General features: G+C 69.2%; 23 protein-coding genes. 11 read left to right on the forward strand and 12 right to left on the reverse strand.

From position 1 onward, the window contains the following. Positions 1-75: 75 nt before the first annotated feature. Entirely contained in the window at positions 76-1,014 is a 939-nt protein-coding gene (locus IEY60_RS24625) for an SDR family oxidoreductase (protein ID WP_189032752.1), read from the forward strand. Between the two features lie 206 nt (positions 1,015-1,220). On the opposite strand, the gene IEY60_RS24630 is transcribed toward IEY60_RS24625, so the two are convergent. The 3 genes from IEY60_RS24630 to IEY60_RS24640 form a co-directional block, all read right to left on the reverse strand. After that, positions 1,221-1,625, reverse strand: coding sequence for a hypothetical protein (locus tag IEY60_RS24630; RefSeq protein WP_189032754.1), 405 nt, complete (start codon positions 1,623-1,625; stop codon positions 1,221-1,223). A 166-nt stretch (positions 1,626-1,791) separates the two neighbouring features. Next, positions 1,792-2,373, reverse strand: coding sequence for a MarR family winged helix-turn-helix transcriptional regulator (locus IEY60_RS24635; protein WP_189032756.1), 582 nt, complete (start codon positions 2,371-2,373; stop codon positions 1,792-1,794). Between the two features lie 188 nt (positions 2,374-2,561). Then, complete coding sequence (locus tag IEY60_RS24640) at positions 2,562-2,897, reverse strand: TfoX/Sxy family protein (RefSeq protein ID WP_189032758.1); 336 nt, start codon at positions 2,895-2,897, stop codon at positions 2,562-2,564. An 88-nt stretch (positions 2,898-2,985) separates the two neighbouring features. Between IEY60_RS24640 and IEY60_RS24645 the strand changes: the two genes are divergently transcribed. Both IEY60_RS24645 and IEY60_RS24650 read left to right on the forward strand, forming a co-directional pair. Then, positions 2,986-3,738 (forward strand): siderophore-interacting protein, encoded by a 753-nt coding sequence (locus IEY60_RS24645; protein ID WP_189032760.1) that lies wholly within the window; start codon positions 2,986-2,988, stop codon positions 3,736-3,738. A gap of 195 nt (positions 3,739-3,933) precedes the next feature. Then, positions 3,934-6,090, forward strand: a complete 2,157-nt coding sequence (locus IEY60_RS24650; protein WP_189032762.1) for an elongation factor G-like protein EF-G2 — start codon at positions 3,934-3,936, stop codon at positions 6,088-6,090. A gap of 1 nt (position 6,091) precedes the next feature. On the opposite strand, the gene IEY60_RS24655 is transcribed toward IEY60_RS24650, so the two are convergent. From IEY60_RS24655 to IEY60_RS24675, 5 genes are all read right to left on the reverse strand, one after another. Beyond that, complete coding sequence (locus tag IEY60_RS24655; RefSeq protein WP_189032763.1) at positions 6,092-6,229, reverse strand: hypothetical protein; 138 nt, start codon at positions 6,227-6,229, stop codon at positions 6,092-6,094. Further along, positions 6,226-6,834 (reverse strand): lipase family protein, encoded by a 609-nt coding sequence (locus IEY60_RS24660; protein ID WP_229740090.1) that lies wholly within the window; start codon positions 6,832-6,834, stop codon positions 6,226-6,228. Before IEY60_RS24660 ends, IEY60_RS24655 begins: the two co-directional genes overlap by 4 nt. A 360-nt stretch (positions 6,835-7,194) precedes the next feature. After that, positions 7,195-8,805, reverse strand: coding sequence for an MFS transporter (locus IEY60_RS24665; protein WP_189032765.1), 1,611 nt, complete (start codon positions 8,803-8,805; stop codon positions 7,195-7,197). 42 nt (positions 8,806-8,847) lie between these two features. Continuing rightward, positions 8,848-11,232 carry a beta-glucosidase family protein gene (locus IEY60_RS24670; RefSeq protein WP_189032767.1) on the reverse strand — a complete coding sequence of 795 codons (2,385 nt, stop codon included), beginning with the start codon at positions 11,230-11,232 and terminating at the stop codon, positions 8,848-8,850. A gap of 21 nt (positions 11,233-11,253) precedes the next feature. Next, on the reverse strand, positions 11,254-12,267 hold the full coding sequence (locus IEY60_RS24675; RefSeq protein WP_189032769.1) for a poly(ethylene terephthalate) hydrolase family protein: 1,014 nt from the start codon (positions 12,265-12,267) through the stop codon (positions 11,254-11,256). 225 nt (positions 12,268-12,492) lie between these two features. Here IEY60_RS24675 and IEY60_RS24680 point away from each other — a divergent pair, with 225 nt between their 5' ends. After that, on the forward strand, positions 12,493-13,737 hold the full coding sequence (locus IEY60_RS24680) for a helix-turn-helix domain-containing protein (protein ID WP_189032772.1): 1,245 nt from the start codon (positions 12,493-12,495) through the stop codon (positions 13,735-13,737). A gap of 72 nt (positions 13,738-13,809) precedes the next feature. Here IEY60_RS24680 and IEY60_RS24685 read toward each other — a convergent pair whose 3' ends face one another. Genes IEY60_RS24685 through IEY60_RS24695 form a run of 3 tightly spaced genes read right to left on the reverse strand, consistent with a single transcriptional unit; the run spans position 13,810 to position 16,579 of the window. Beyond that, positions 13,810-14,427 (reverse strand): DUF305 domain-containing protein, encoded by a 618-nt coding sequence (locus tag IEY60_RS24685; RefSeq protein WP_189032774.1) that lies wholly within the window; start codon positions 14,425-14,427, stop codon positions 13,810-13,812. Beyond that, a complete protein-coding gene (locus IEY60_RS24690; RefSeq protein ID WP_189032776.1) occupies positions 14,424-15,974 on the reverse strand; it encodes an LVIVD repeat-containing protein in 1,551 nt (516 codons plus the stop codon). Before IEY60_RS24690 ends, IEY60_RS24685 begins: the two co-directional genes overlap by 4 nt. Further along, complete coding sequence (locus tag IEY60_RS24695; protein WP_189032778.1) at positions 15,971-16,579, reverse strand: TetR/AcrR family transcriptional regulator; 609 nt, start codon at positions 16,577-16,579, stop codon at positions 15,971-15,973. The genes IEY60_RS24690 and IEY60_RS24695 overlap by 4 nt, the downstream gene beginning before the upstream one ends. 125 nt (positions 16,580-16,704) lie before the next feature. Here IEY60_RS24695 and IEY60_RS24700 point away from each other — a divergent pair, with 125 nt between their 5' ends. From IEY60_RS24700 to IEY60_RS24730, 7 genes are all read left to right on the forward strand, one after another. Then, positions 16,705-17,820, forward strand: coding sequence for an Rv3169 family protein (locus tag IEY60_RS24700; protein ID WP_189032780.1), 1,116 nt, complete (start codon positions 16,705-16,707; stop codon positions 17,818-17,820). Next, entirely contained in the window at positions 17,820-18,848 is a 1,029-nt protein-coding gene (locus IEY60_RS24705; RefSeq protein ID WP_229740091.1) for a phosphotransferase family protein, read from the forward strand. Before IEY60_RS24700 ends, IEY60_RS24705 begins: the two co-directional genes overlap by 1 nt. A gap of 54 nt (positions 18,849-18,902) precedes the next feature. Beyond that, entirely contained in the window at positions 18,903-19,487 is a 585-nt protein-coding gene (locus IEY60_RS24710) for a TetR/AcrR family transcriptional regulator (RefSeq protein ID WP_229740092.1), read from the forward strand. 97 nt (positions 19,488-19,584) lie between these two features. After that, positions 19,585-20,598, forward strand: coding sequence for a TIGR03617 family F420-dependent LLM class oxidoreductase (locus tag IEY60_RS24715; RefSeq protein WP_189032785.1), 1,014 nt, complete (start codon positions 19,585-19,587; stop codon positions 20,596-20,598). Then, positions 20,595-21,407: an enoyl-CoA hydratase/isomerase family protein gene (locus IEY60_RS24720; RefSeq protein WP_189032787.1), complete on the forward strand. Its 813-nt coding sequence runs from the start codon at positions 20,595-20,597 to the stop codon at positions 21,405-21,407. Before IEY60_RS24715 ends, IEY60_RS24720 begins: the two co-directional genes overlap by 4 nt. A gap of 30 nt (positions 21,408-21,437) precedes the next feature. Further along, on the forward strand, positions 21,438-23,687 hold the full coding sequence (locus tag IEY60_RS24725; protein WP_189032789.1) for an acyl-CoA dehydrogenase family protein: 2,250 nt from the start codon (positions 21,438-21,440) through the stop codon (positions 23,685-23,687). Continuing rightward, positions 23,684-24,520 carry an SMP-30/gluconolactonase/LRE family protein gene (locus IEY60_RS24730; protein WP_189032791.1) on the forward strand — a complete coding sequence of 279 codons (837 nt, stop codon included), beginning with the start codon at positions 23,684-23,686 and terminating at the stop codon, positions 24,518-24,520. Before IEY60_RS24725 ends, IEY60_RS24730 begins: the two co-directional genes overlap by 4 nt. Positions 24,521-24,596: 76 nt before the next feature. On the opposite strand, the gene IEY60_RS24735 is transcribed toward IEY60_RS24730, so the two are convergent. Then, positions 24,597-25,199 (reverse strand): TetR/AcrR family transcriptional regulator, encoded by a 603-nt coding sequence (locus tag IEY60_RS24735; RefSeq protein ID WP_189032793.1) that lies wholly within the window; start codon positions 25,197-25,199, stop codon positions 24,597-24,599. Between the last annotated feature and the right edge of the window lie 83 nt (positions 25,200-25,282).

Below are 25,282 nucleotides of genomic sequence, written 5' to 3' on the forward strand. Positions count from 1 at the left end.
CAGTCCCTGGATGCCGCCCCTCGATCCAGCGATCGTGGACATCAGACAACAACCCGGACGCACAGGAGTAGCGACATGCCACGTCGGCCCGACATCACCGTTCCCGACCTCACCGGCACACGCGCTGTGGTCACCGGAGCCAGCGACGGCATGGGGGTCGGGATCGCCTCGCGCCTGGCGGCCGCGGGCGCCGAGGTCGTCCTCCCGGTTCGCAATCAGCGCAAGGGCGAGGCAGCGCTCACCAAGATCCGGGCGGTGAGCCCCGAGGCTGAGGTGTCGCTTCGTGAACTCGACCTGTCCTCCTTGGCTTCCGTCGCGGCGCTCGGCAAGACCCTGCTGGCGGAGGATCGCCCGATCCATCTGCTGATCAACAACGCAGGCGTGATGACCCCACCGGATCGCCAGGTCACCGCCGACGGCTTCGAATTGCAGTTCGGCACCAACTATCTCGGCCACTTCGCCCTGGTCGGCCACCTCATGCCCCTGCTCCGCGCCGGCGGTGCCCGGGTCACCTCACAGATCAGCGTCGCGGCCAACCGGAACCGGATCAACTGGGACGACCTGAACTGGGAACGCTCCTACAACGGCATGCGCGCCTACAGCCAGTCCAAGATCGCCTTCGGTCTGTTCGGACTCGAACTCGCCAGACGCAGCCGAGCACACGGCTGGGGCATCACCAGCAATCTCGCCCACCCCGGCGTGGCACCGACGAACCTGCTGGCCGCCCGGCCCGAGGTCGGACGCACCGAGGACACGGCAGGAGTAAAACTCATCCGATGGCTGTCAGCCCGCGGCATCCTTCTCGGCACCGTCGAATCGGCGAAACTCCCCGCCCTCTACGCCGCCACCTCACCCGACGCCGCCACCGAACGCTTCTACGGCCCCAGCGGACCCGGCCACCTCGGCGGCCCACCCACCGAGCAAAAGCTCTACCGCCGCCTTCGCAATCACGAAGACGCCCAACACATCTGGCAGATCTCCGAAGACCTCACCGACATCCGAATTTCGCAATGACCGGTTGACGATCTTGCTAGCTGCGAAATCCTGGCGCTGATAGCCGTCTGGGCGGCTGCGAACGCCGACCTGTTCCGCTGATCGATCAGCCGGCGCGCGTGGCCGAAAAGAACTCTGGCGGAGAACCGAGGAGTCCCGGTGTCGAGGTGACGCCTCGGCACCGGGACTCGGGACGGAACCCGCGTGCGGCTCCAACCCCGCAGCCGTCAGGCGGCGTCGAGGGCGGCGGCGATCTTGCGGGCCATCGCCGCCACAGCCGGGGTGGGCTGACCTTTGTCGGCCTGGGTGGCGGCTTCGACGGCGACCAAGACGGTGTCGCGGAAGTTGCCTGCCTCGGCCGGGTCCTGCTCGGCGAGCATGCTCATGGCGGCAGTCAGGCTCGGCAGCACCTGGTCGGCGAGTGCGGCGACGGACTTGCCGGGCAGGTGGATGTCCTTGGACTTGGCGGCGAGCACGTGGCCGACCAGGCCGGTCGCCGAGGTCAGGGCGATGGAGCCGTGCGAGATCCCCCTGTGCGGCGCGCCGGCGGCGGCGATCAGCGAGACGGCGCCGTAGGCGGCGGTGCGCAGGGTGGCCTTGTCCTGGTCGGTCAGGGTGATGGTGATGGACATGGTGTGTACTCCTCGAAATCGGTTGTGGCATTGACTGTGTCGGTGCCGGTTGTTTTGTTCGATGTACACACTGTGGTCGGGCCGCCTGACACCGACCTGACACACACCTGACGTCTCCACTGACAGCGGCACCAGGGCTTGCGGCACGGACACGGCGTTGGCCCGGCTACGACGGTTCTGGTCCGCTGGTGGCTACGGTGCGGTCGAGTCGGTCCCCGAAATGTTCGAGTAGGCACCGCAATTCGCCGACGAACCGGTCGCAGTCCTCGGGGTCATAGGCCGCCAGCAGTTGTGCCTCGTTGGCCAGGTGAAGCCGGAAAACCCGCTCGATCAGTTCTATTCCCTGCGGAGTCAAGCGCACTCGCACCGAACGGCGGTCGTTGCCGTCGCGTCGTTCGTGTCCATCCAGCCGCCTCCTTGTCCCGATGTCGAAAGACTTGACATCGATGTTGTTTGACTGATTCATCTCGACGTGATGCGCACCGCGCTCGCTCCCGTCGCGTTCGGAACGGTCTATGCCGCAACGACTTTGCTGCTGCCATCCGACCGGCCGCTGCTGGCCGCGGCGGCCCGCGCACTGCCCGCCGGGCTGCTGCTGGTGGCATTCGCTCGCACACTGCCGACCGGGGCCTGGTGGTGGAAGTCGATCGTGTCGTCCATGCTCAATATCGGCGCGTTCTTCCCGCTCCTGTTCGTCGCCGCGTACCGGCTGCCCGGAGGGCCGGCCGCGACAATCGGTGCGCTGCAACCCTTGATCGTTGCCGCCCTGGCTCTCCCACTGCTCGGCCTTCGCACGCCGAGGGCGGTCCTGGTCGCGGCCGTCGCCGTCGCCTCCGGCGTCACGCTGATGACCGCGACCGAAATGACCACCGCCGGAGCGGAACTGCGCATCCTGGCGCTCAGTGCCCGCGTGCCGACTCCTGCAACTCCCGCTGATCAGCGCTTGCGGGGCAGGGCTGCGGCGAACGTCACGCCGCGTTCGACCCACTCGCGCAGGACCGCGTCGTCGGCGACGAGGTCCGGTGCGACGCGCAGCCAGCCGGTCATTTCGCGGCCACCCATCGTCATCGGCGCGACCGCCGCCCCGTCGACCAAGGTCTCGCTCTCGGCAGGCTCGACCCGCACGAGCAGACCGCCTTTACCGCTCACCGCGACAGCCATATTGCCGCCGACCAGAAAGGCGAGTCCGCCGAACATCTTCTTCTCGTCGATGTCGCCCCGCGGATACACCAGCTCCCTGACCCGCTCCGCAAGCTCCGTGTCGTAAGCCATGAGCGCCAGTATGCGCCAGGCCATGGTCCGCCAGTCCACCCCGAACCGCGGTACGTTTGTTAGGTAACGCTAACTATTGGAGGTTTCCTTGGCTCGCCCCCGTACCACCCTGACGGTGCTGCGCACCGAACGTCTGTCCCCGCACATGGTGCGCGTGCACTTCCTCGCTTCCGGCCTGGCGGTCGGCGCGTCCACCGACTCGTACGTCAAACTCATCTTCCCGAGCGACGGCGCCGAGGTGCTGCGCACCTACACCCTGCGCTCGGTCGACCGGTCCAGCGATCAGGTCGCGATCGATTTCGTGTATCACGGCGACGAAGGCATCGCCGGACCGTGGGCGGCGCAGGCGGCCCCGGGCGCCACCATCGATGTCTACGGCCCAGGCGGTGCCTATGCCCCACGCGCCGAGGCGGACTGGCATCTGCTCGCGGGTGACGATTCCGCGCTGCCCGCCATCGCCGCCGCTCTCGAGTCGATGCCGGCGACGGCCGCGGGTATCGCCTTCGTCGAGGTGACCGGGCCCGAGGACGAGCTCCCTGTCACCAAGCCCGACGGGGTCGAGCTGACCTGGTTGCACCGAGGCGACCGTGCGCCGGGCGAAGCGCTGGCCGAGGCTGTGCGCGCCGCGGTCTGGCGGGAGGGCCAGGTGCAGGTATTCATCCACGGTGAAGCACACGCCGTCATGCACGATCTGCGCCGCTACATCCGCAGAGAACGGGAAGTTCCCGCCGAGTGGGCCGCATCGATCTCCGGTTACTGGCGGCGGGGCCGGACCGAAGAGGGCTTCCGGGAATGGAAGGCCGATCTGGCCACCCGCGAGTCCGCGCCCACTTCCAGCTGAGCGGGATCGGCGCCCAAGCGACGGTGTAGCCGCGAAGGCGGGGCGGGAGGCGGACCGGGATCTGCCGGCTGGTGCCTAGACGGTCGACCTCCCGTGCCGGGTCGCAGCATCGATCGGCCGGAAACCGTGGACGTGCCCCTACCTGCGGTGGGAAGCTCGAAGGGGCCGGGTCCCTAACCCGAGGGAGCGTGCGACATGGTGGACCGGACGAACGGGGCGCAGCGACCGGAGAGCATCCGGAACGTGGCGTTGGTTGGCAGCAGCGGTGCGGGGAAGACGACGCTGGTGGAGGCGCTGGCCTTGGCGACCGGGACGGTGAACCGGGCCGGCCGGGTGGAGGACGGGACATCGCTGTCGGACTACGACGAGGTCGAACGGCGACAGCACCGATCTGTGCAGGTGTCGGTGGTCCCGGTGATGTGGGGCGGGGTGAAGATCAATCTGATCGATACGCCGGGATGCCCGGATTTCGTCGGCGAACTGCGGGCCGGCTTGCGGGCGGCGGACGCGGCGCTTTTCCTGGTGTCGGCGGCCGACGGAGTGGAGGGTGTGGCGGGGGCGACGCGGGAACTGTGGGCCGAGTGCGCGCGGGTGGGGATGCCGCGGGCGATCGTGATGACCCATCTGGACACGGCGCGGGCGGAGTACGCGGAACTGGTGCAGACCTGTCAGGCGCTGCTGACCGACGGAGCGCGCGATACCGTGCTGCCTCTGCACCTGCCGGTCTACGGGCAGAAGAGCCCCGACGGGCACCGGCCCGCGATCGGACTGCTGGAACTGCTCGAGCGACGGGTCGCCGACTACCGCAGCGGGAAACGGGTGCGCACCGAACCCTCCGCGGAACAGCTCGCGGAGATCGACCCGGCCCGCGATCGGTTGATCGAGGCGATCATCGCCGAGAGCGAAGACGAAACGCTGATGGACCGGTACCTCGACGGCGAACCCGTCGAACTCGACACCCTGGTCGACGACCTGGAACGAGCCGTGGCGCGCGGAAGCTTCCATCCGGTGCTGTTCGCGGCACCGGCAGCCGAGGAAGGGGAGCAGGGCCTCGGCACGCTCGAACTGCTGGAACTGGTCACGGCCGGGTTCCCGACACCGATCGAACACCCGCTGTCGGCCGTGTCGCGCGGCGACGGCGCCGCGCCCACCGCACTGCGCTGCGATCCGGCGGCCGACCTCGCCGCGGAGGTCATCCGGACCTCGTCCGACCCGTATGTGGGACGGATATCGCTGGTGCGGGTGTTCTCCGGCACGCTGCACAGCGAGGACACCGTCCACGTCTGCGGACCCGAGCACGATGCCGACGACCGGGTCGGCGGGGTCACCGCGCCGTTGGGGAAGCAACAGCAGACACTGACCGAGGCTGTCGCGGGCGATATCGCGTTCGTGAGCAAACTCGGCCACGCGGAAACCGGCGACACTCTGTCCGACACCAAGAAGCCCCTGCTGATCGAGCCGTGGCAGCTGCCCGAACCGCTACTGCCCGTGGCTATTCGGGCGCAGGGCAGGGCCGATGAGGACAAGCTCTCACAGAGCCTGACCCGGCTCGTCGCCGAGGATCCGACCCTGCGGCTGGAAAACAACGAACACACCCATCAGCTGGTGCTGTGGTGTCTGGGGGAAGCTCACCGGGATCTCGCGCTGGAACGGTTGCGCGGGCGGTTCGGGGTGCGGGTGGACGTGGAACCGTATCGGGTGGCGCTGCGGGAGACGCTCGCCGCGGCGGCCGAGGGCCACGGCAGGCTGGTGAAGCAGTCCGGCGGGCACGGGCAGTACGCGGTGTGCCACATCCGGGTGGAACCGCTGCCGGAGGGGGCGGGATTCGAGTTCGTCGACCGCGTGGTCGGTGGGGTGGTGCCGCGGCAGTTCATCGGATCGGTGGAGAAGGGGGCGAGGGCGCAGGCCGCACGCGGGGTCACTCCCGGATATCCGCTGGTGGATGTGCGGGTGACCCTGGTGGACGGAAAAGCGCACTCGGTGGACTCCTCCGACGCCGCCTTCCAGACCGCGGGCGCCCTCGCCCTTCGCGACGCGGCGGACACGTCCGGGACCCTGCTGCTCGAACCCGTTGCCGCGGTGCGGGTCACGGTCCCCGACGACCAGCTGGGCGCCGTCCTCGGCGACCTGTCCACCCGGCGCGGCCGCATTCTCGGCACCGAACCGGCCGAGACCGGCTGCACCCATATCCGCGCCGAGGTACCCGAACTCGAACTGTGCAGGTATGTCATCGACCTGCGATCGCTGACCCACGGATCGGGATCGTTCGCCCGCGCGTATCTGCGGCACGAGCCGATGCCGGCCGCCGTCGCCGCACGGACACGCAAGGAAAGCGCTGAGGCGTCGGCCTGAATCACCGGGCCGGCGCACCGGATTCAGTGCGGCGGGACGCGGCGCGCATCGACGCACGCCAGCTGTCCAGGAGCTGGTTGCGGTGTTTGGTGCTCGCGATCGTCGTCAACGCCAGGCCGCGGAAATAGGTGAGGGTCATCTCGAACACCGTGTCGAAGTTCTCCGGCGGCTTCCGGATCCGAGCTGGTGCGGACTTCCCGTTTCGTCGGCGACTGCGTGGTAGACCAGGACCGGCACGCCGGGTGCGCCTGGGCGGAACAGGGGACTGGCCCTCCGCACCACCTCGCTCAACTCGGGGTTGTTCGTGATCGATCCAGGCCAGGCTTCCAGCGCCGCCGCATCGAGAAGGGGATACGCGAGCGCGGCGTCGAGCAGGCAATCGGTTCGGCTCGCGGCCAACATCGCGCGGCCGGATTCGTTGAGGTATCGAGCCACATCGGCGTCCGGATAGGACCGGTTCAACCCCACCAGGCCCACCACGGTGCCCCCGCCCGCGATTCCACCGCTGAAGCCGGACATGGTGGCCTCCAGGTCCGCGACGATCCCGCCCAGCGCCACACCGGTCAATGGCAGCTCCGGGGCGTAGGTGCTGTGCGCTTGCGCGGCGATAGCGGTGGCCTGCGCCCCGCCGGAGTAACCCCACATGCCGATCGGCGCCGCGGGGTCGACAGCCGCGGGCGCGAACGCTCTGGCGGCGCGGATACCGTCCAGCACGCCGTGGACATACCCGTCGGCGCCGAACAAATCGGAGTCCGGCCCTCGGCGGGCAGTGGCTGCAGGAACGATTCCGGTTCGATCGCCCGCGACGCGAGCACTGTCCCGTTGGCCAGGTCCGCGAGACCGGCAGGCTCGGTGTAGAACGAATCCCGCTCCGGCAGTGGCACTGCCGTAGCCCAACCGGCGCACGCCGTCACCAGTGCGAGAATCGCACCGACCACCGTCGCCCGTAATGTCGCGATCTGCACTGCCAGCATCGCACACTCCCACCCCGAGAACCTGTTCTAGTTCTTGTCCGTGAGCGTAGTGCCTTCGATGGAACCTGGCACCCGGCGACAGTGCACCGGTCCCGAGCCGACCGTGGTAAGCGGAACGTAGTTCTCGGTGTCAATGCGCGGTGCCGCCGGTGGCCGGGGTGCGGCCATGCTTCATCACCAGCGCGAGCGAGAGGGCCAGCACCGACGCGGCCGCGCAGACCCAGAAGCCCAGGCGGTAGCCGTGATCACCGAACAGGTCGGGCAGGGGGGTTGCCGGCTGGGGTTGCCCGCCGACGCTCACCAGTGCGCTCATGCCGTTGTTGTGCAGGAACGCGGTGACGACGGCGAGACCGATCGCCACACCCATGGACTGCATGACGCCGAGCATCCCGAGGCTGATGCCCTGCTGCTCCTGCGGGACCGCCTCGACCAGCAGGATCGGCATGCAGGCGTAGTACATCCCGAAGCCGATGCTGAAGATCGAGTTCACGATCAGGAAGGTGGTGGTGGTCAGCGGCAGCAGCGCGAACGCGATGCCGGCACCGGCGAAGATGAACAGGGCGACGACCAGCGGCAGACGGGCACCGATCCGCTTGGCGAGCAGGCCCGCCACCGCGCCGAAGATCATCGTGATCACCGAACCGATCAGCGCGATCCGGATCGCGAACTCGAGCAGGGAATACCCGCTGCCATAGGTGTAGCCGGGATCGAGGGCGACCTGCACCGCCTCGGGCGGCAGCGCCTGACCCGTCAGCTCCTGGATCTTGGCCAGCGTGCCCTGCTCGACACCGGCGACGACCGTCGACTCCGGTGGGGTCTGGGCCATGTAGGCGATGGCGTAGGAGACGATGCCGATCTGCAGCGACGCCAGGAGCGCACCGGCCAGGACCAGCGCGACGCGCGGGTGGAAGAGCAGCTCCATGTCCATGATCGGTGTCGACACACGCTTTTCGACGACGACGAACAGCACCAGCAGCGAGATGCCCGCGATCAGCCACGCCAGCGTGGTCGGCTTCGCCCACCCCCAGTCGTGGCCCTTGTCGACGTAGATCAGGGTGAGCGCGGCGCCGCCGGACAGCAACGCGGCGCCGACGACGTCGATCCGCTCGGGGACCCGCAGCTTGGACTCGGGCACGATGAACCACACCAGCGGCAGCATCGCCAGGGTGAACGCGGCGAGTACCCAGAAGATGGCGCGCCAGCTGTGGTTGTCGACCAGGTAGCCGCCCAGGATCGGGCCCGCGATGGAGGCGACACCGAAGCCCGTCGCCGTGAGACCGAGTGCGAGCGGAATCATCTTGCGCGGCATGAGGTCCCGGATGAGGCCGTAGGCGATCACCGCGGTGGCGATGGCGGTGGCCTGCAAGCAGCGGCCGAACAGGAAGACGGCCCAGTTCGAGGTGGTCGCGTCGAGCACACAGCCGATCACGAACAGGGCGCCGCAGATGAGGAACATCCGCTTCTTGCCCCACACATCGCTCATCTTGCCGATCAACGGAGACGCGGCCGCTCCGATCAACCCGAAAACGATGATGGCCCAGTTGATGTCGGCCCCGACACCGGGGAAGCTCGGCGCGATCTTCTGTAGTGCCGCCGCGACGATCGTGTACTGCATCGGGGCGATCTCGGAGAACAGGACGATCACGGCCAACACCGTGAAAACCCTGGCGCGCGAGGCGCCGTCCAGCCGCCCGGTGTCGTTGTAGTCGTCTTTGTCGAGTTGAGAGGTACTGGTGGACATGGCCACGCTCCGTTGTTCGGTCGAGATGGTCGAGCAGTTGGGTCAGTAGATGTAGGCGGTGTGGGGAAGATCGGCGACCGAGGTACCTACCCGCACGATGAACTCGCCCGGCTCGCTCTCCCAGCCGGTGGGTCCCCAATGCTGGAAGGCGCGCTCGGGCAAGGGGATCGCGACGGTCCGCGAATCGCCGGGAGCCAGGGTGACTGCGGTGAAGCCGGCCAGCCAGCGGACCGGTCGATCCACGGCACTGTCCGGGCGCGAGAGGTAGACCTGAACGACCTGTTTGCCTTCGCGATCGCCGGTGTTGGTGACCGTGATCGAGACGGTGCGTCCCTCGATAACGAGATCGTCGGTCGACCACGTCGTATAGCCGAGGCCGTGGCCGAACGGGTAGGCGGGTTCGGTGCCCGCCCGCAGCCACGCGCGGTAGCCGAGGTGGATGCCCTCGGTGTAGTCGAGAACACCGTCGACCGGCGTGGTGTTCAGGACCGGGACGTCGGCCATGGTCTTGGGCCAGGTGGTCGGCAGCCGGCCGCCGGGTTCGGCGGTGCCGGTGAGCACGTCGGCCAGTGCCGCGCCGAACTCCTGGCCGGGGAACCAGGCCAGCAGCACCGCGGCGACGGCGTCACGCCACGGCATCTCCACCGGCGCACCGGAATTCACGACGACAACGGTGCGCGGATTCACCGCGGCGACGGCGGCGACGAGCTCGTCCTGACGGCCGGGCAGCCGCAGGGAGGTGCGGTCGACGCCCTCGCTCTCGATCTGCTCGGTGGTGCCGACCACGACCACCGCCACCTCGGCCGCGCGTGCCAGTTCGACGGCGGCCGCGAATTCCTCCTCGTCGTCGCGCTGGGGACGCCGGATGCCGAGGGTGGCGCCGAGAATGATGCCGAGGCCGGGCATCGCCTCCTCGATGCTCGTCACGAGCCGCACCTCGACCTCGTCGCCGACCGCGAGCGTACGGGTCACGTGACGTTGGGGCGGGTTGAGCAGCGCCGCCGCCGGATCGCCGGAATCCAGCGTCACGTTCTCGTCCAGCACGGTCTCGCCGTCGATGTCGAGCCGGATGCGGCCGACACCGCCGAAACCGATCTGCCAGTCACCGGCCATGTCGGCCCGCAGGCGGGTGCACATCTCGACCGTGTTCGACTGCGCGGCCAGCGGTTCGCCGAGCAGCACGAGACGGCTGGTGGTGCGGTGCTGGGTGCCGAGCACGGTGTCGTCCTTCAGGTACCGCGCGGACAGTCCCGGCTCGCCGGTCTCCGGATCGGTCATGATCACCAGCGGGGCCGGAATCAGGTCCTCGGACAGGTGAACACCCGCGGTGTACGTCAGCGGTAGGCGCCCGGTCAGCCCCTCCACCGGGGTGGTGGTGTGGCCGGGGATCACGGTCGCGCTGCCACCGCCGAGGAAGCGGGGTTCGCCCGCCGACGGGCCGAGCAGGGCGACGGTCGTCTCCGGCGCCAACGGCAGTGCGCCGTCGTTGCGCACCAGGACCATGGCCTGCGCCGCGACCCGGCGGACCAGATCCTGGGCTTGCTCGTCGCTGAAAATCGGTGTGGGCTGGGGTGTTCCGTCCAGGGCGCCAACCCGCTCGGCGAACCGCAGGATGCGGCGCACCTTGTCGTCGACGGCCGACTCGGCGATCTCGCCTGCGCGCACGGCGGCGGCCAGCGGTTCACCCCACAGGTACGGCGGGCCGGGCATGCACAGGTCGGTACCTTGCGCCGCGCTCTCGGTGGTGCGCACGGCCGTCCAGTCCGAGACCACCACCCCGTCGAATCCCCATGTGCCCTTGAGCGGTTCGTCGAGCAGGGAGTTCTCGGTCATGGTGGTGCCGTTGACGGCGTTGTAGGCGTCCATGATCATCCACGCGCCCGCCTCGACGGTGCGTTCGAACGGGTAGAGGTAGAGCTCACGCAGTGCCCGGTCGTCGACGCGGACGTCGACGGTGAAGCGATCGGTCTCGGAATCGTTGGCCACGTAGTGCTTCGGGCACGCGCTGACCCCGTGCGCCTGCACTGCCCGCACGTAGGCGTCGGCCATCTCGGCGGTGAGCAGCGGGTCCTCGGAGAAGCATTCGAAATGTCGGCCGCCCAGCGGGGAGCGGTGCAGGTTCATCGTCGGGCCGAGCACGGCGTAGACGTCTTTGCGGCGGGCTTCGGCGGCGATGAGGGCGCCGATCTCGGTGAGCAGGGCGGGGTCCCAGGTCGCGGCGATCGCGGTGCCCGAGGGCAGGCTCACCGACGGGTCGCGTTCGTCCCAGTTCTCGCCGCGCACACCGGAGGGTCCGTCGGAGACCGGCATCTCGGCGAGTCCGAGCGCGGGGTCACCGGCCATCCGGAACAGGCTCGCGCCGGAGATCAGCCGGAGCTTGCCGTCCAGATCCAGCTTGGCGAGCAGTTCCTCGATGTGGTCTTCCATGAAGAGGCAGCCTTTCCTAGGTCAGCGGGTGATGGTGCTGGCTTGATCGGACCAGTGGGGGTTGTGCAGGAGTTCGCCGGTGTCGGCGAGGAACACGGCGCGGGCATCGGGATCGCCGCGCAGCCGGTCCATGAACCAGGCGGTGACGTAGCCGAGGTAGCGGTAGACGCCCTCGGTGCAGCTGTAGTTGGTGCAGTTCGGCTGGCCTTGGACGTCGTTGTGCTGGGCGCCCACCACCGCGGCGCGAGCCTTGGGCAGCTCTGCGGGTAGTGCGTCGTAGTACGCCTGCATCGATTGCATGCCGATCAGCTGCGGCGGGAGTTGCTGCGTCGAGGGTGAGGCACCGTCTGCCGAACCGTTGACCAGCAGCACCGAGCCCGAGGTCACCGCGGTGGGATCGATGCAGGCGCTCTGGCCGTCGACGGTCGGCAGCGACGCGCAGGCCGCCGACCACGGCATCTCGAGGGTCACCGCGGTGTCGACGGCACCGCCGCCGCGCGCGAGCGCGTTGATCGCACCGAGGCCGCCTTGTGAATGCCCCACAGCCCCCGCGGTGGTGGTGTCGACCTTGCCGTGGAAGACGCTGTCCGGGTCGCTGTTCTGCTGAGCCAGGTACCGCACCGCGTCGAGGATCTGCACGCCGGTGCCGGTGTCGGTGCGGTCGGCGGCGATCACCACGAATCCCCACGACGCGAGATGCGCGAGCAGATACGCGTATTCACGCGGGTGGGCCAGGGTGCCGTTGCCCCAGGTGATCACCGGACGCACGACACCGCCTGCGCCCAGATCGGCCGGGTACCAGATCTCGTAGCTGTCGCCGGTCGACGTGCAGCAGTCGATGCCGGTTCGCTCGGCCACTGCCCAAGGGCCGGGCGCGTAATAGGTGGCCTCCAGCGGGGCGGCGGGCTGATAGGACGGCGCCGCCGCTGCCGGTGTCACCCCGGTCGCCGCGGCGACGAGCAGTGCGAGAGAGATCAGCGCGGCCCGCGCGCCGGTGCGCGGGCGCCGACCGGACAAGACAGTTTTGTTGCTCACGATGTCGGACGATAGGGAGACCAACGGCTGGACAAGGCGGGCCGCGCCGTCTTGCAGACTGTTTGCAGACACCCCGCGCGGGGGGAAATCGGCGACGTAAGCTCGAAATGATGAACGAGTCGGCCCGCACTGTCGCGGACCTCGCATGAGCGAGCGCAGCGAGCGAACCGCAAGCACAGCTGAGCCCTCGCTCGTGACGGAGCCGAGCGCCAGCGAGGTGGAGTCATGAGTGAGGTCGGCTCGGCGCTGCGTGTCGCGCGAACGGCCGCGGGAATCAGCCTTCAGGGCATGGCCGCGCGCACGAACTATTCCAAGCCGTATCTCGGTCAGCTCGAGACCGGGGCCCGGGCGGTGCGTGCCGAGCACGTGGCCGCCTACGAGTCGGCGCTGGACACGTCGCTGGATCAACTGCACGACCAGCTTGCCGTCGAATCGGTCGACGAACTCGACGATCTGCCCACCCAGCTGTCGTCGCTGCTGTTGCCGCACCGCACGCACGTGCGTGGCGATCACCCCACCTTCGCCACGACCGAACTGGCGGCCGCCGAGCAGCTCGTGACCTGGGCGCGGGGCAGACAGTGGGGCGACGGGCAGGCGCCGCGCCACGCGGTCACGGCGTGGCTGACCGCGAATCTGCCCCGATTACAGCAGTTCTCGGATGCCACCCGGCACGGCCGTGCCCTGCGGGTCGGTGCGGAACTGGCCGATATCGCCGCCGCCATGAGCTGGGACGTGGAGGACATCACCGCGGCTCGCCGGTATTCGGTCGCCGCCGCGCGGCTGGCCCACGCAGCGGGTGACACGGTGCTGACGGCCGCGATCCTCACCGAGTCGACCTGGCAGCTCCTCGACAGTGGCAGCCCGGCGGAGGCGCTGGAGGTCGCCCAGCTCGCCCAGTATCTGGCGCGCCGCACGGCGACGCCGCCGCTGCGGCTGGCGCTGGCCGAACTGGAGGCGTACGCGCACGGCATTCTTGGTGAACAGGCCGCGTTCCAGCGCGCGATCGTCGTCGCCGCGGAATGCCGTGGCGAAGCCGCGGAGACCGCGGCCGCTGATCGCCCCGCCGACCGCAGCCTCACCGCGGCCACCATCGGCATGCTCCTCGGCCCGCGCCGGGACTGGCCGGGGCCGGGCCGGCAGTCGCGGCTACTCGGGCACAGCTACCGGCAGCTCATCGCCACCCGGCCCGACCTGGCCCGGATCGCCTTCGGCGAGGTCCATCCACCGTTGCCGCGGGAATTCCTGACACCGGCGATGGCCGCGATCTCCTCGGCTCGCCTGCAGTTGATGCTCGGCGAGCCCGAACACGCGGTCGAGCAGGTCGGGCTGGCGTTGTCGCTCGACGGCAACCCGACCGGCCGCACCGCCGCCCGGCTGTCCGACTTCTGGCATGAGTCGGTCGAGTTCGCTGCGGTCCCGGCGGTGGGCGAAGTCCGCGGCGCGATCCGCGACATGGTCAGGCATCCGTGAGCGCGGGTGCTCGGCCGCGGCCGGACCGGCGCTGCGCGCCACCGTCCCCGCGCATCCCCGAGCTCGGCTGACTCAGCCGGTGGCTGCGGCGCCGCGCCGGCTGAGCAGCAGACCGATCAGCCCGGACTCCTGACTCTGTGTGCTGATCATGTCGCGGGCCGCCTGTTCGACCGGGCCGCCGGTGGACAGCTCGTCGAATGTCTGGGCCATGGCGACGCCGCCCTGGTGGTGGCGATACATCAGGCGCAGGAACATCGTTTCCGCTTCACCGCCGTGAGCCAGGGCGAGGGCGTCGAGGTCGGCCCGGGTGGCCATGCCGGGCATCGTCGCCGACGCGGTGTGCTGATGACCGGTAGGCATCCATGACATCGGGTGCGGGTTGGTCGGGGTCGTCCCGGCCAACCGGAGCCAGCCGAGCATCATGCCGATCTCCAGGCGCTGGGCATCGGCGATCTGGTCGGCCAGTTGCCGCACAGTGGGGTCGACGTCGGCGGCGAGCCGATCGACCATCATCAGCGCCTGCTGATGGTGGCCGATCATGTCCTGCACGAAGCCGATCTCGGTGGGCGTCAATGCCGGTGCGGCCGTAGCGGTCTCGGGCACCACGGCCGGTCGCAGGGCCGCGCCGAGCACCAGCAGGAGCAGGATCGACACGGCGGCCGCGGCGCCCAGCAGCACCCGTCGACTCATGAGCCGACCGTCGAGTGCTGGTCGGCGGGCGGGGTGTACACCTCGGGCGACAACTCCAGGGTGAGCAGGCCGTTGTCGGCGCAGGTGGCCCACAGCTGATTGCCACGCCATTCGGGAGCGGAGAAGCACCAGTCGGTGGAGAGGTCGCCGAAGGCCACGTCGCCGGTGCGCGAGCTGGTCGCCTGCTCGGGATCGAAGGCGCCCGACTCGACGGCCTGCATGACCGAGGGCGCGCTGAGCAGCGGGATACCGATGATCGAGGCGAGGGCGTGCGGGGAGTTCCACAGCTCGCTGTTCTGGCCGGTGCGCGCGGGCGGGTTGTAGTAGGCGATCTCGCGCACCTGGAACGGATCGCGCACATCGAACACCCGGATACCGGAGGAGATCCAGCCGCACGCGAGCGCGGTGGGATTCACCGGACGATCGGCGGAGCAGTAGTGGGCGTCGTAGGCGAACAGTGAGCCGCCCATGCTGGAGGCCATCGCGCTGTCGCGGTGCTGCGCCAGATTGATCTCCAGCTTGATCGTGTTCACCACGCGCGGGTGGGTGTCGTCGGAGATGTCGATGAGTTTGACACCGCCGGAGCCCGCCTCGTCGGCGCTGAACAGGTACGGCACGCCGTTGTAGGTGACGGGGACGTTCTGCTGGGTCGCCCAGCCGTCGGTCCAGGTCAGCTGGGCGATGATCGGTACCTGCGGGTCGGGATCACGTCGCTGCACCGCGGAGGTGTCCAGGATGGTCAGTCCGCCCATATTGTTCGCCAGATACAGACGGTTGCCGTCGGCGCGCAGGCCCATGCCGTGCATGGACTGGCCCGGCATGCCCTGCCAGATCACGCGGGGGTCGGCCGGATCGGTCAGATCGACGGCGCTGACGATGCCGGGGATGACGCCCGATGCCCAATAGGTGCGGCCGTCGGGGGAGAAGCCGCCTTCGTGCGCCGTGATCTGCACCGGCAGGCTCAGGTCGGTGCCGGGGCCCGGGTTGAGCAGGCGCGGGTGCGCGCAGTCGGAGATGTCGTAGACCGAGATCAGCCCGGCGCCGGTGAACGCGGGAACGCCGGTGCCGACCAGCAGCTTTCGCGCAGCATTGACCTTGAGGCTCTCCCAGGTCCCCGCCAGCATGGCCGGCTCGGTGAGCGTGGCGGTGAGCACCGGGTTCGCCGGATCGGCGACGTCGATCACCTGCACGCCCTGCGCGGGACCGAGCAGGTTGCCGGGGAAGAAGCTGCCCAGGTAGACGCAGTGGTCGAACTGCGTCGAGGTGATCCCGGCGCCGCGACCCGCGTAGCCGCCGATGCGGCTGATGTTGCATCGGTAGCCCTGTGTGCTGCGGCCGCTGTCGCGGTCGGCAGCGGGCACGTCGCCCTGCAGGCCGGGTTCCGGGAGCGCGTCGCCCGCGCAGCTCGCGCGGGCGACGGCGGTATCGGCGATCTCGCGATTCTCCAGGACGATCCCCGATGAGTCGGGCTGTGCGATGCCGATCGCAGCGGGAACCAGCAGCACGGCCGCGGCGGCGGCGAGCAGGCGGCGATAGGGAGTTCTCATCTCGTACTTTCGTGGTGGACGGCCAGGGTGACCAAGGCCGCGGCGGTCTGGCGGCAGAAGTGTTCGCCGTCCTCGTCGCCGCGGGTGAGGGCGCGCAGCAGCGTTGCGCCGCGCAGGAATTCGAAGAGCAGGTCGGGATCGCAGGTGGGGGAGACCTGGCCGGACTCGATCGCCGCGTCGATGGTGGCGCGCAGCGCGACCCGCGCCAGGCCCTCGCCGCGTTCGCGCAGCCGCCGATAGCTCTGCTCGTCGTCGTGGTACGCCGAGAGCAGGCCGGGGATGCCGGAGCGGGCCGCGGGGTGGGTGGCGGCGGCGAAGAACAGCCGGGTCCACGCGAGCAGATCCGCGCCGATGTCACCGGTGGGCTGCGGGACCACGCCGGTGTCGAGCGCGAAGATCGCGTCCTCGACGAGGTGGATCTTGTTGGGCCACCGCCGGTAGATCGAGGTGGCGACCACGCCTGCCCGGCGCGCGACGCCCTGGATCGTCGTGGCCTGAAAACCCTGTTCCACCAGCAGTTCCTGGGTGGCGCGCAGCACCTGTTCGTCCAGCTGCGGGTCACGTGGACGGCCGGGACCCTGCCGGACCTCGCTCTGTTCGGTCACCGATCACTCCTCCTTCGATGTCGGCAGAGCCTAGCCGAGATCGGATCTTTTTAAAAACGCGTCATGGTGTATTCGAATTGGGCTAACTTGAAACCTGTTCCACCCTTACTCGCGAAGGAAACGCCATGCTGACTCCTCAGGACGAACTGCTCTGCCACCAATTGCCGACCACGTTCGACCACGTCGTCCAGAGCGATCTGCGCTGGACCGAGCGCATCGTGCTCTACGGCTTCGACACCACCGGCAGGGTCAGCGTCATGACCGGCATGGCGCGCTATCCCAACCGCAATGTCATGGACGCCTACGCGATGGTCACCATCGACGGCAAGGCGCACGTGGCGCGCCTGTCGCGGGAGATCAGCGGCAAGTACGACGACCTGGGTGCCTGGCAGGTCGGCCCCTACCGCTACGAGATCACCGAGCCGCTGCGCGGCGTGCGCGCGAGCCTCGGCGACAACGCTCACGGGCTGCGCCTCGAACTGAACTTCGCCGGCCAGTTCCCCGCCTACGAGCAGGAACCCGCCTTCTTCCGCACCCGCGGCCGGGTCCGCGAGGACGCGCGACGCTACTACCAGAACGGTGAGATCTCCGGCTGGCTCGAGGTCGACGGCGAACGCATCGAGATCGATCCGAGCACCTGGTGGTTCGGTCGCGACCACTCGTGGGGCACCAGGCACGGCGGTGGCGGCGGCAGCCTCGGCGAGGGCGCCGGCCTGCAGCCCTCGGAGATTCCGGACGGCGTCCTGTACTTCATGGGCATCTTCCAGTTCGACGACGAGCTGGTGCACTTCGCCCAGCGCGAGACCGCCGACGGGCAGCGCTGGCACTTCGAAGGCTCCATCCAGCAGCCCATCGAGGCACAGGCGCCGACCGTGCCGATCGTCAGCGTGACCCACGACCTGAAGTTCCGTGACGACTTCCGGATCGTCACCGAGGGCGCGTTCACCACGAACGCCGCCGACGGCAGCGTCCGCACCTTCACGGTGACCGCGCTGCACGACTTCTGGCCCGGTCTGGCCGGCTACGACATGTACCGCGGCTATGCCTCTGGCATCTGGAAGGGCGAGTCCTACAGCGACGGCTTCACCGTCGATCTCGACGACACCGAGGAACTGCGGCAGGTCAGCATGCTCACCGAGACGTTCTGCAAGGTCGAGAGCAGCGACGGCAAAGTCGGCTACGGCCTGGTGGAGATGGTGTTCATGGGTCGCAACGCCCGTTACGGATACGAGGGCTACTGATGACCGCTCGACCCACGGCAGCAGATCTGCCCACCGCCGTCGTCCCCGTGCTGCGCGACGGATTTCCCGGCGCGGACTCCGCCCGGGTGTCGAACTGGTCGGCCAGCCCGCGCGGGCTGGCGACCGAGACCTTCCTGTTCGACCTCGAACGCGACGACGCCGAGCCGGTGTCGCTGGTGCTGCGCCGCCCGCCCGAGGTGGCGTTGTTTCCCGACTACGACCTGCTGCGACAGGTGCTGGTCATGCGTCGGCTCGCCGATACCGGCCTGCCGGTTCCCGTCGTCCGCTGGCTGGATCGTGGCACCGACGCCCTCGGCAGTCCATACTTCGTGATGGACCGGATCGAGGGCAGCGCCCCCGGTGACCTGCCGTCCTATCATTCGGCCGGGCTGTACTTCGACGCCGAGCCCGCCGATCGGGCGACGATGTGGTGGGGCTGCGTCGACACCATCGCCGATATCCACCAGCTCGACTGGCGCGCCCTGAATCTGGACTTCCTGTCGTTTCCGCAATTCGGGACCGCGCCGCTCGAGCAGATGATCGGCTATGTCGACGCCGCGCTCGGCTGGGCGTCCACCACCCAGCCGCCCGCGCTGCGCCGGGCCGTGGACTGGCTGCGCGCCAATCTGTACGAACCCGAGCACGTGACGCTGTGCTGGGGCGACGCCCGCATGTCGAACATCCTCTACGACACCGAATTCCGGGTCACCGGCGTGCTCGACTGGGAGATCGCCTACATCGGCGACCACGAAGCCGACCTCGCCTGGATGCTGTTCCTGGACTGGGCGTGTTCGGAATTCCAGGACACCGAACGACTTCCGGGCACGCCGACCCGGGAGGAGACCATCGCGCGGTACGAGGAGCGCAGTGGGATGAAGGTGCGCAACCTGCGCTACAACGAGATTCTGGCGGCCGTCCTGCTCAGCATCCCGCTGCTGCGGATGGCGCACCGGCTACAGCTGCCGCCGGAGATCGATGTGACCGCGTTCTGCGCTCAGCGGATCGAGCAGTTGCTGGCCGAGGATTAGGTGTGGTCACGGGTCGCGGCGGCTCCGAATAACGTTACAGTTTAGTATGTAATGGTGACTTCGGAGACCTCGCCGCGCCCCGGTCGGCCGCGTGACGCCGACAAAGACCTCGCCGTGCTCATCGCGGCCCGGCAGTTGCTGGCCGAGGTGGGCTACCCGCAGACCACGGTCGTGGCGATCGCCAAGCGCGCCGGGGTGAACTCGCCGGCGATCTACCGGCGCTGGCCGACTCGGCAAGCTTTGCTGGAGGAGGCCATTCACGGTCCGGGCGCGTACGCGCCGCCCGAGCCGACCGGCGACCTGCGCGCCGACCTGGCGACCTGGGTGCGCATCTTCCTCGCGCGCGCGGACAGTCCCGCCGCGCGCGCCGGAGTGCCCGGCCTGCTGGCGGATTCGCAGACCGAGGAGGCGCGGCGGCGGTTGCTGGCGATCGGGGCGCCGGTGCGCAAGGCGTTCGCCGAGTTGCTCGCGGGAGCGGTCGACGACGGCCGGATCGCACCCGGCGCCGATGCTGAACTGGTCTTCGAAATACTCGCGGGGACAACGACATTCCACGCGCTCTCGCGGGGCGGCGAAGAGGCTGAGCGGTTCGTGTCGAGGATGGCCGACGCGCTGTACGCGCTCGTGACCGCGGGCTGACCCCCGTGAGGAAGTGTGACTCACGGCACCGGTTCGATAACGTTACATGCTACTATGTAATTATGATCGCAGTGCTTCCGCAGTTCACGGCGGATCGATGAAGGTCGATCTCCAGCTCAACGGTCGTCCCGACGAAGCCGTCTCGCGGGCAGCCGAATTGATCGCGTGCGGCGCCGACGGTCTGTTCACGTTCGAAGGCCCCCACGATGTCTTCCTCCCGCTGACCCTGGCGGCGACCGGTGCCGAACCCGTCGACCTGATGACCAATGTCGCCATCGCCCTCCCGCGCAGCCCGATGCACCTGGCGCACACCGCCTACGACCTGCAGCTGCTCAGTCGCGGCCGGTTCCGGCTCGGCCTGGGGTCGCAGACCCGCGCGCACATCGACAAGCGGTACGGCGGCGAGTGGTCGCGGCCCGCGGCGCGGATGCGCGAGGTCGTCCTGGCGGTCAAGGCCATCCTCGGCTCCTGGCAGCATGGCACCCCGTTGCGCTTCGAGGGCGAATTCACCCGGCACACCCTGATGCCGCCTACCTTCGATCCCGGCCCCAATCCCTATGGGGTGCCGGAGATCTGCCTCGGCGCGCTCGGCCCGATCATGACCAGAACCGCCGCCGAGGTGGCCGACGGGCTGCTGGTCATGCCGTTCAACAGTTCCCGCCATTTCGCCGAGCGCACCCTGCCCGCGATCGAGGAAGGTCTCACACGTGCGGGCCGCGATGCCGCGGACCTGGCGATCTATCCGCAGGTGATCGTCGCGATGGGCCGGACCGCAGGCGAACTCGAGGCCGCCGCCGTCGGTGTTCGTCGGCTGCTCGCCTTCTACGGGTCGACGCCCGCCTACCGGCCGGTCCTCGATGTCGAGGGCTGGGGTGAGCTCCAGCCCGCACTGAACGCGCTGTCCAAGCGCGGCGAGGTCACCGCCATGACCGAGCTGATCGATCACCGGATGCTGCGGACCCTTGCCGTCTATGGCACGCCCGAGGAGTGCGCCGCCGAGATCGTGGCGAGATTCGGTGCGGTCGCCGAGCGGATCTGCTGCTATTTCCCGGGTTACCCCGTCGCCGACGCGCACATCCGGGACCTGGTCACCGAATTGCAGGTCGCATGAGCGAGGTGGAGATCGACATCGCCGACGGTGTCGCGGTGGTGACCTTGAACCGGCCGCAGCGCCGTAATGCTTTCACCGCCGCGATGGGTCGTGCCCTCGGCAGGGCCTACCGCGCTCTGGATGCCGACGACACGGTCCGGGTCATCGTCCTGACCGGCACCGCCCCGGCCTTCTGCGCCGGAGCGGATCTGGGTGGCGGCGCGACGACCTTCGACCAGCCCGACCGCACGGCCTTTTCCGCGTCCCCGGTCGACCCGCCTGCCTTCGCCCTGCGAAAACCGGTGATCGCCGCGGTGAACGGGCACGCGGTCGGCATCGGGCTGACCCTGGCGATGCAGGCCGATGTCCGCCTGGTCGCCGACGACGCCCGCTACGCCATTCCGCAGGTGCGCCTCGGCGTCGTGCCCGACGCGATGGCGCACTGGACCGTGGCCAAGGTGGCGGGACTTTCGGTCGCGGCCGACATCCTGTTGTCGGGCCGCACTTTCGACGGCGCTGAGGCGGTCCGGCTCGGCCTCGCGGCCCGCAGCCTGCCCGCCGCCGACGTACTCCCCGCCGCCCTCGCGATGGCCACCGACATGGCCACCAATGTCGCACCGATGTCGGCGGCATTGAGCAAGAGACTGCTGTGGGACACCGCGATCCACGGCTACGACCCCACCCGCGTCGCCGACCTCGAAACCGATCTGCACCTGCGGGTGATGGGTAGCCCCGATGCCACGGAGGGAATGCGCGCCCGGCTCGACCACCGCACACCGGTGTGGTCGGCCCGGCTGTCGAGCGAGTGGCAGGACCTGCCGCGGTCGTGACCTTCCGGTCGCACTCGAAAGGAGTTCCAGATGTCCCTAGCCGTAGACGCAGACCAGCAGGCACTGGCGGAATCGGTCGCCGCGTTCGCGCGCAAGATCGCCCCGCTCTCGCAGACGCGCGAGCACCTGTCCGACTACGCAGCCGGGACTATGCCCACCGAGGTGTGGACGGCACTGTGCGAGCAGGGCCTACACGCGCTGCACCTGCCCGCGGCCTACGGCGGCGACGAATGCGGACTGGCCACACTCGCGGTCGCCGTCGAGCAACTGAGCACAGCCCTGTTTCCCGGCCCGTACCTGCCGACAGTGACCGCGAGCGCACTCGCCATGGCGGCAACAGACGCCCAGGCACTACTGACAGCCTTCGGCGCGGGCATGACCGGATCGGTTGCCACCGGCCCTGACCTGCTGGCCACCCGCGACGGCGACGGCTGGGTCGTGTCTGGGACTTCCGAGCCGGCACTCGGGCTGCCCGGCGCCCAGCGAGTGGTGGTGCGCGCCGCCATCGACGGCGATCCAGAAGTGAGCCTGTGGTTCTGGTTCGACCCTGCCGATCCTTCCGTTCCCGGCAGTGAGGTTCCCGCGGTTCGGCTGACCATCGCCGAAGCCGTCGACCTGACCCGATCGGTCGGGCGCGCCGCTTTCGACGCCTATCGGGTGGATCCGGCGCGGGTGCTCGACGGCATCGACGCCGCACCCGCACAGTTGTGGACGACCACGCTGGCCGCGGCGGAAGCGACCGGAATCTGCCGCTGGTGCCTGGACACCACCGTCGACTACATCCGTGTCCGCAACCAATTCGGCCGTCCGATCGGCAGTTTCCAAGCGGTCCAGCACAAGACGGCACTCATGCTGGTCCGGGCCGAGGTGGCGAGCGCGGTGACCTGGGACGCGGCCCGCGCCGAGAGCCAACCGGCCGAGCAGCGATTCCTCGCCGCGGCGAGCGCCGCGCTGACCGCGCTGCCCGCCGCCATCGATCAGGCGGTGGACTGCGTCAGCATGCTCGGTGGCATCGGATTCACCTGGGAACACGACGCCCACCTGTACTGGCGACGCGCGATCGCACTGGCCGCCGGGGTCGGCGGCGAGGACGCGGCGGCCCGCGAGCTGGGGGAGCGGTGCTTGCGCGCCGATCGTGACTTCGCGTTCGTCACCGCCGAGACGTTGCCGGCGTTGCGCGCCACCGTCGGCGCCGTGCTGGACGAGGTTCTCGCGCTGCCCGACGACGAAATCCCCACGGCGGGTTGGGCTCCCGCGCGAGGTGCGTCTCGGCGGGCTCGGCTGGCCGCCGACGGCTTGGTCGCCCCGCACTACCCACCGCCGTACGGACTCGGCGCCGGTCCGGCCGAACAGGCCGTGATCGCCGAGGAATTCGCGCGCCGCGACCTGACCCAGCCCGAACTCGGCATCGGCGGCTGGGTGCTGCCCACCCTGATCGAACACGGTGACGACGAGCAGCGCGCGCGGTTCGTCACCGACACCCTGCTCGGCAAGATCATCTGGTGTCAGCTGTTCTCCGAGCCCGGCGCGGGCTCCGACCTGGCCGGGCTGTCCACCGCCGCACGCAAGGTGGACGGCGGGTGGGTGATCACCGGGCAGAAGGTATGGAATTCCCAAGCCGTGGAAGCGGACTGGGCCGTCTGCCTGGCCCGCACCGATGCCACCGTGCCCAAACACGCCGGCCTGACGTACTTCCTGATTCCGATGGATGCCGACGGTGTCGACGTCCGCCCGCTGCGGCAGGTCACCGGAATCTGGGAATTCAACGAGGTCTTCCTCGACGAGGTCTTCGTGCCCGACAGTCAGGTGGTCGCGAACCCCGGTGACGGTTGGCGGATCGCGGTCACCACCCTGTCCAACGAACGACTCGCCATGGGCTCGGCCACCTTCGGCCACGGCTCCAGCGCCCTGGTGCGCCGCCTCCTGGAATCCGGCGATCACGCGGGCACCCGCGACGACGCGGTGCGCGTGCTCGGCCGCAACGCCGCGCTCGAGCTCTCGGTCGCCGCGCTCAATCTGCGCAATGCCGTGACCAGGATGAACGGCACCCCCGTCGGCAACAGCTCCGGTAACAGCGTCCGCAAGGTCTGGCATGCCATCGCCCAGCGCGACGCCTCTCGCGCGCTGGTCTCGGTCCTGGGCCCCCGCGCCGCCGTCGGCCACCCCGAACAGCCCTACACCTTCGACTTCCTCGGTCTGCCCGCCATCCTCTTCGGCGGCGGCACGATCGAGATCCAGCTCGACATCATCGCCCGTCGCGTGCTGAGTCTGCCCCGATGACAGGACGATTCGGCGACGGCCCGCTGCGCGTCGAGGTCGTGGCCGACGGACTCGGATTCGTCGAAGGCCCGGCCGTCCTCCCGGACGGCCGGATCGCGCTGGTCTCGATGAGCCGGGGCAGTGTCCTGATCCTGGACCCCGACGGCACCGTCGCCGCCGAGCACCGCACCGGCGGCGGCCCCAACGGCCTCGCCGTCGGCGCCGACGGCGCACTGTACGTCGCGCAGAACGGCGGTCGCTTCGCCGCCCGCAGCACCGCCGCACCGGGCATCCAGGTCATCCGCGACGGCCATATCGACTACGCGTTCCGTGGCCTGGAATCACCGAACGATCTGGTCTTCGGACCCGACGGCCGACTGTGGGTCACCGATTCCCGCGCCGACGCCGACTTCCGGCACCCGGAGACCACCTCACCCGGCCAGGTCTGGGCCATCGACATCGATACCGGCCGACCCGAGCTGATGGCGCAAGGCCCGATCTTCGTCAACGGCATCGGCTTCAGCCCCGGCCGCCACACCCTGTACGTCACCGAAACAGCGCACGCCCACGTCACCGCCTACCCCCTCGTCGCCGGTGCCCTCGGACCCGGCCGAATCCTCGCCACCCTCCCGACTGCGCACCCGGACGGACTCGCCATCGACCCCATGGGCCGCCTGTGGATCGCCACCACCACCGGCGACCGCATCGACGTCCTCACCCCCGAGGGCATCCCCCTGACCCAGCACCCCCTCCCGCCACGCAGCATGCCGACCAATGTCTGCCTCGCCCCCGGCCCAGCGCTGTTCGTCACCGCCGCGGGCACCGGCAGCTTGCTCCGACTCACCCCCGAGTGACGCCCGGAACCGCTTCCGGCCGGCCGCACCCGGACCGCGCCCTCTCGGTAGTGGATCACGCTGTGGGGCAACAGGATCAGGCCGAGAGTTGGATGGTCAGGTCGTCGATGTAGGTGCGGAAGAGGTTTGCCATGTCGACGCGCTCGGGGTCGAGGAGCCATTGCAGTTGCAGGCCGTCCATCATGGCTGAGATCTGGCGGGCGACGGCGGGGGCGTCTATGTCAGGGCGGAAGGTTCCGTCGGTGATGCCGCCGGCGAGGGCCTCGGCCAGATAGGTTTCCAGGATTCGGTAGCGATTGACCACCCAGGCGCGGGCGGGGTGGTCGCTGGTGACTGCTTCGCTGGTGACGACGGTGAAGAGCTGGACCAGGCCGGGGACGTGCATGTTGTGCTCGACCAGGCGGACCAGTTGTTGCAGGGCGTCTTTGCCGCGCAGTTGCCGATTCATGCCGAGGCGGTCGTAGTCGAGGCGATCACGGTAGTCCAGGACCGCGGCGAGTAGGGCCGCCTTGTTCGGGAAGTAGTGCAGCAGGCCGGTCTGGGAGAGTCCGCAGCGCGTGGCGATCTCGGCGATCGATGAGTTGTGATAGCCGTTCGCGGCGAAGCTGTGGAGCGCCTGGTCGATGATCTGTTCGCGGCGGTCGTCGCCCCGTCTCCGGCGTTGGGGATGCGGCGTCATGAGGAGCGACAGTAGTCCGAACGGCGGGACCCGCAAACCGGAAGGTAACGAATAGATCACGTTACCGAGTGACCACTCGGGAA

Origin of the sequence: Nocardia rhizosphaerihabitans, from assembly GCF_014646295.1 — a bacterium.
GTDB classification, from domain to species: domain Bacteria; phylum Actinomycetota; class Actinomycetes; order Mycobacteriales; family Mycobacteriaceae; genus Nocardia; species Nocardia rhizosphaerihabitans.

Bases quoted from the DNA above. Each gene is read 5' to 3' on its own strand.
- IEY60_RS24625 (WP_189032752.1), top strand. From the start codon at position 76: ATGCCACGTCGGCCCGACATCACCGTTCCCGACCTCACCGGCACACGC.
- IEY60_RS24630 (WP_189032754.1), bottom strand. From the start codon at position 1,625: ATGTCCATCACCATCACCCTGACCGACCAGGACAAGGCCACCCTGCGC.
- IEY60_RS24640 (WP_189032758.1), bottom strand. From the start codon at position 2,897: ATGGCTTACGACACGGAGCTTGCGGAGCGGGTCAGGGAGCTGGTGTAT.
- IEY60_RS24650 (WP_189032762.1), top strand. From the start codon at position 3,934: ATGGTGGACCGGACGAACGGGGCGCAGCGACCGGAGAGCATCCGGAAC.
- IEY60_RS24655 (WP_189032763.1), bottom strand. From the start codon at position 6,229: ATGACCCTCACCTATTTCCGCGGCCTGGCGTTGACGACGATCGCGAGC.
- IEY60_RS24665 (WP_189032765.1), bottom strand. From the start codon at position 8,805: ATGTCCACCAGTACCTCTCAACTCGACAAAGACGACTACAACGACACC.
- IEY60_RS24670 (WP_189032767.1), bottom strand. From the start codon at position 11,232: ATGGAAGACCACATCGAGGAACTGCTCGCCAAGCTGGATCTGGACGGC.
- IEY60_RS24680 (WP_189032772.1), top strand. From the start codon at position 12,493: ATGAGTGAGGTCGGCTCGGCGCTGCGTGTCGCGCGAACGGCCGCGGGA.
- IEY60_RS24685 (WP_189032774.1), bottom strand. From the start codon at position 14,427: ATGAGTCGACGGGTGCTGCTGGGCGCCGCGGCCGCCGTGTCGATCCTG.
- IEY60_RS24690 (WP_189032776.1), bottom strand. From the start codon at position 15,974: ATGAGAACTCCCTATCGCCGCCTGCTCGCCGCCGCCGCGGCCGTGCTG.
- IEY60_RS24700 (WP_189032780.1), top strand. From the start codon at position 16,705: ATGCTGACTCCTCAGGACGAACTGCTCTGCCACCAATTGCCGACCACG.
- IEY60_RS24705 (WP_229740091.1), top strand. From the start codon at position 17,820: ATGACCGCTCGACCCACGGCAGCAGATCTGCCCACCGCCGTCGTCCCC.
- IEY60_RS24715 (WP_189032785.1), top strand. From the start codon at position 19,585: ATGAAGGTCGATCTCCAGCTCAACGGTCGTCCCGACGAAGCCGTCTCG.
- IEY60_RS24720 (WP_189032787.1), top strand. From the start codon at position 20,595: ATGAGCGAGGTGGAGATCGACATCGCCGACGGTGTCGCGGTGGTGACC.
- IEY60_RS24725 (WP_189032789.1), top strand. From the start codon at position 21,438: ATGTCCCTAGCCGTAGACGCAGACCAGCAGGCACTGGCGGAATCGGTC.
- IEY60_RS24730 (WP_189032791.1), top strand. From the start codon at position 23,684: ATGACAGGACGATTCGGCGACGGCCCGCTGCGCGTCGAGGTCGTGGCC.
- IEY60_RS24735 (WP_189032793.1), bottom strand. From the start codon at position 25,199: ATGACGCCGCATCCCCAACGCCGGAGACGGGGCGACGACCGCCGCGAA.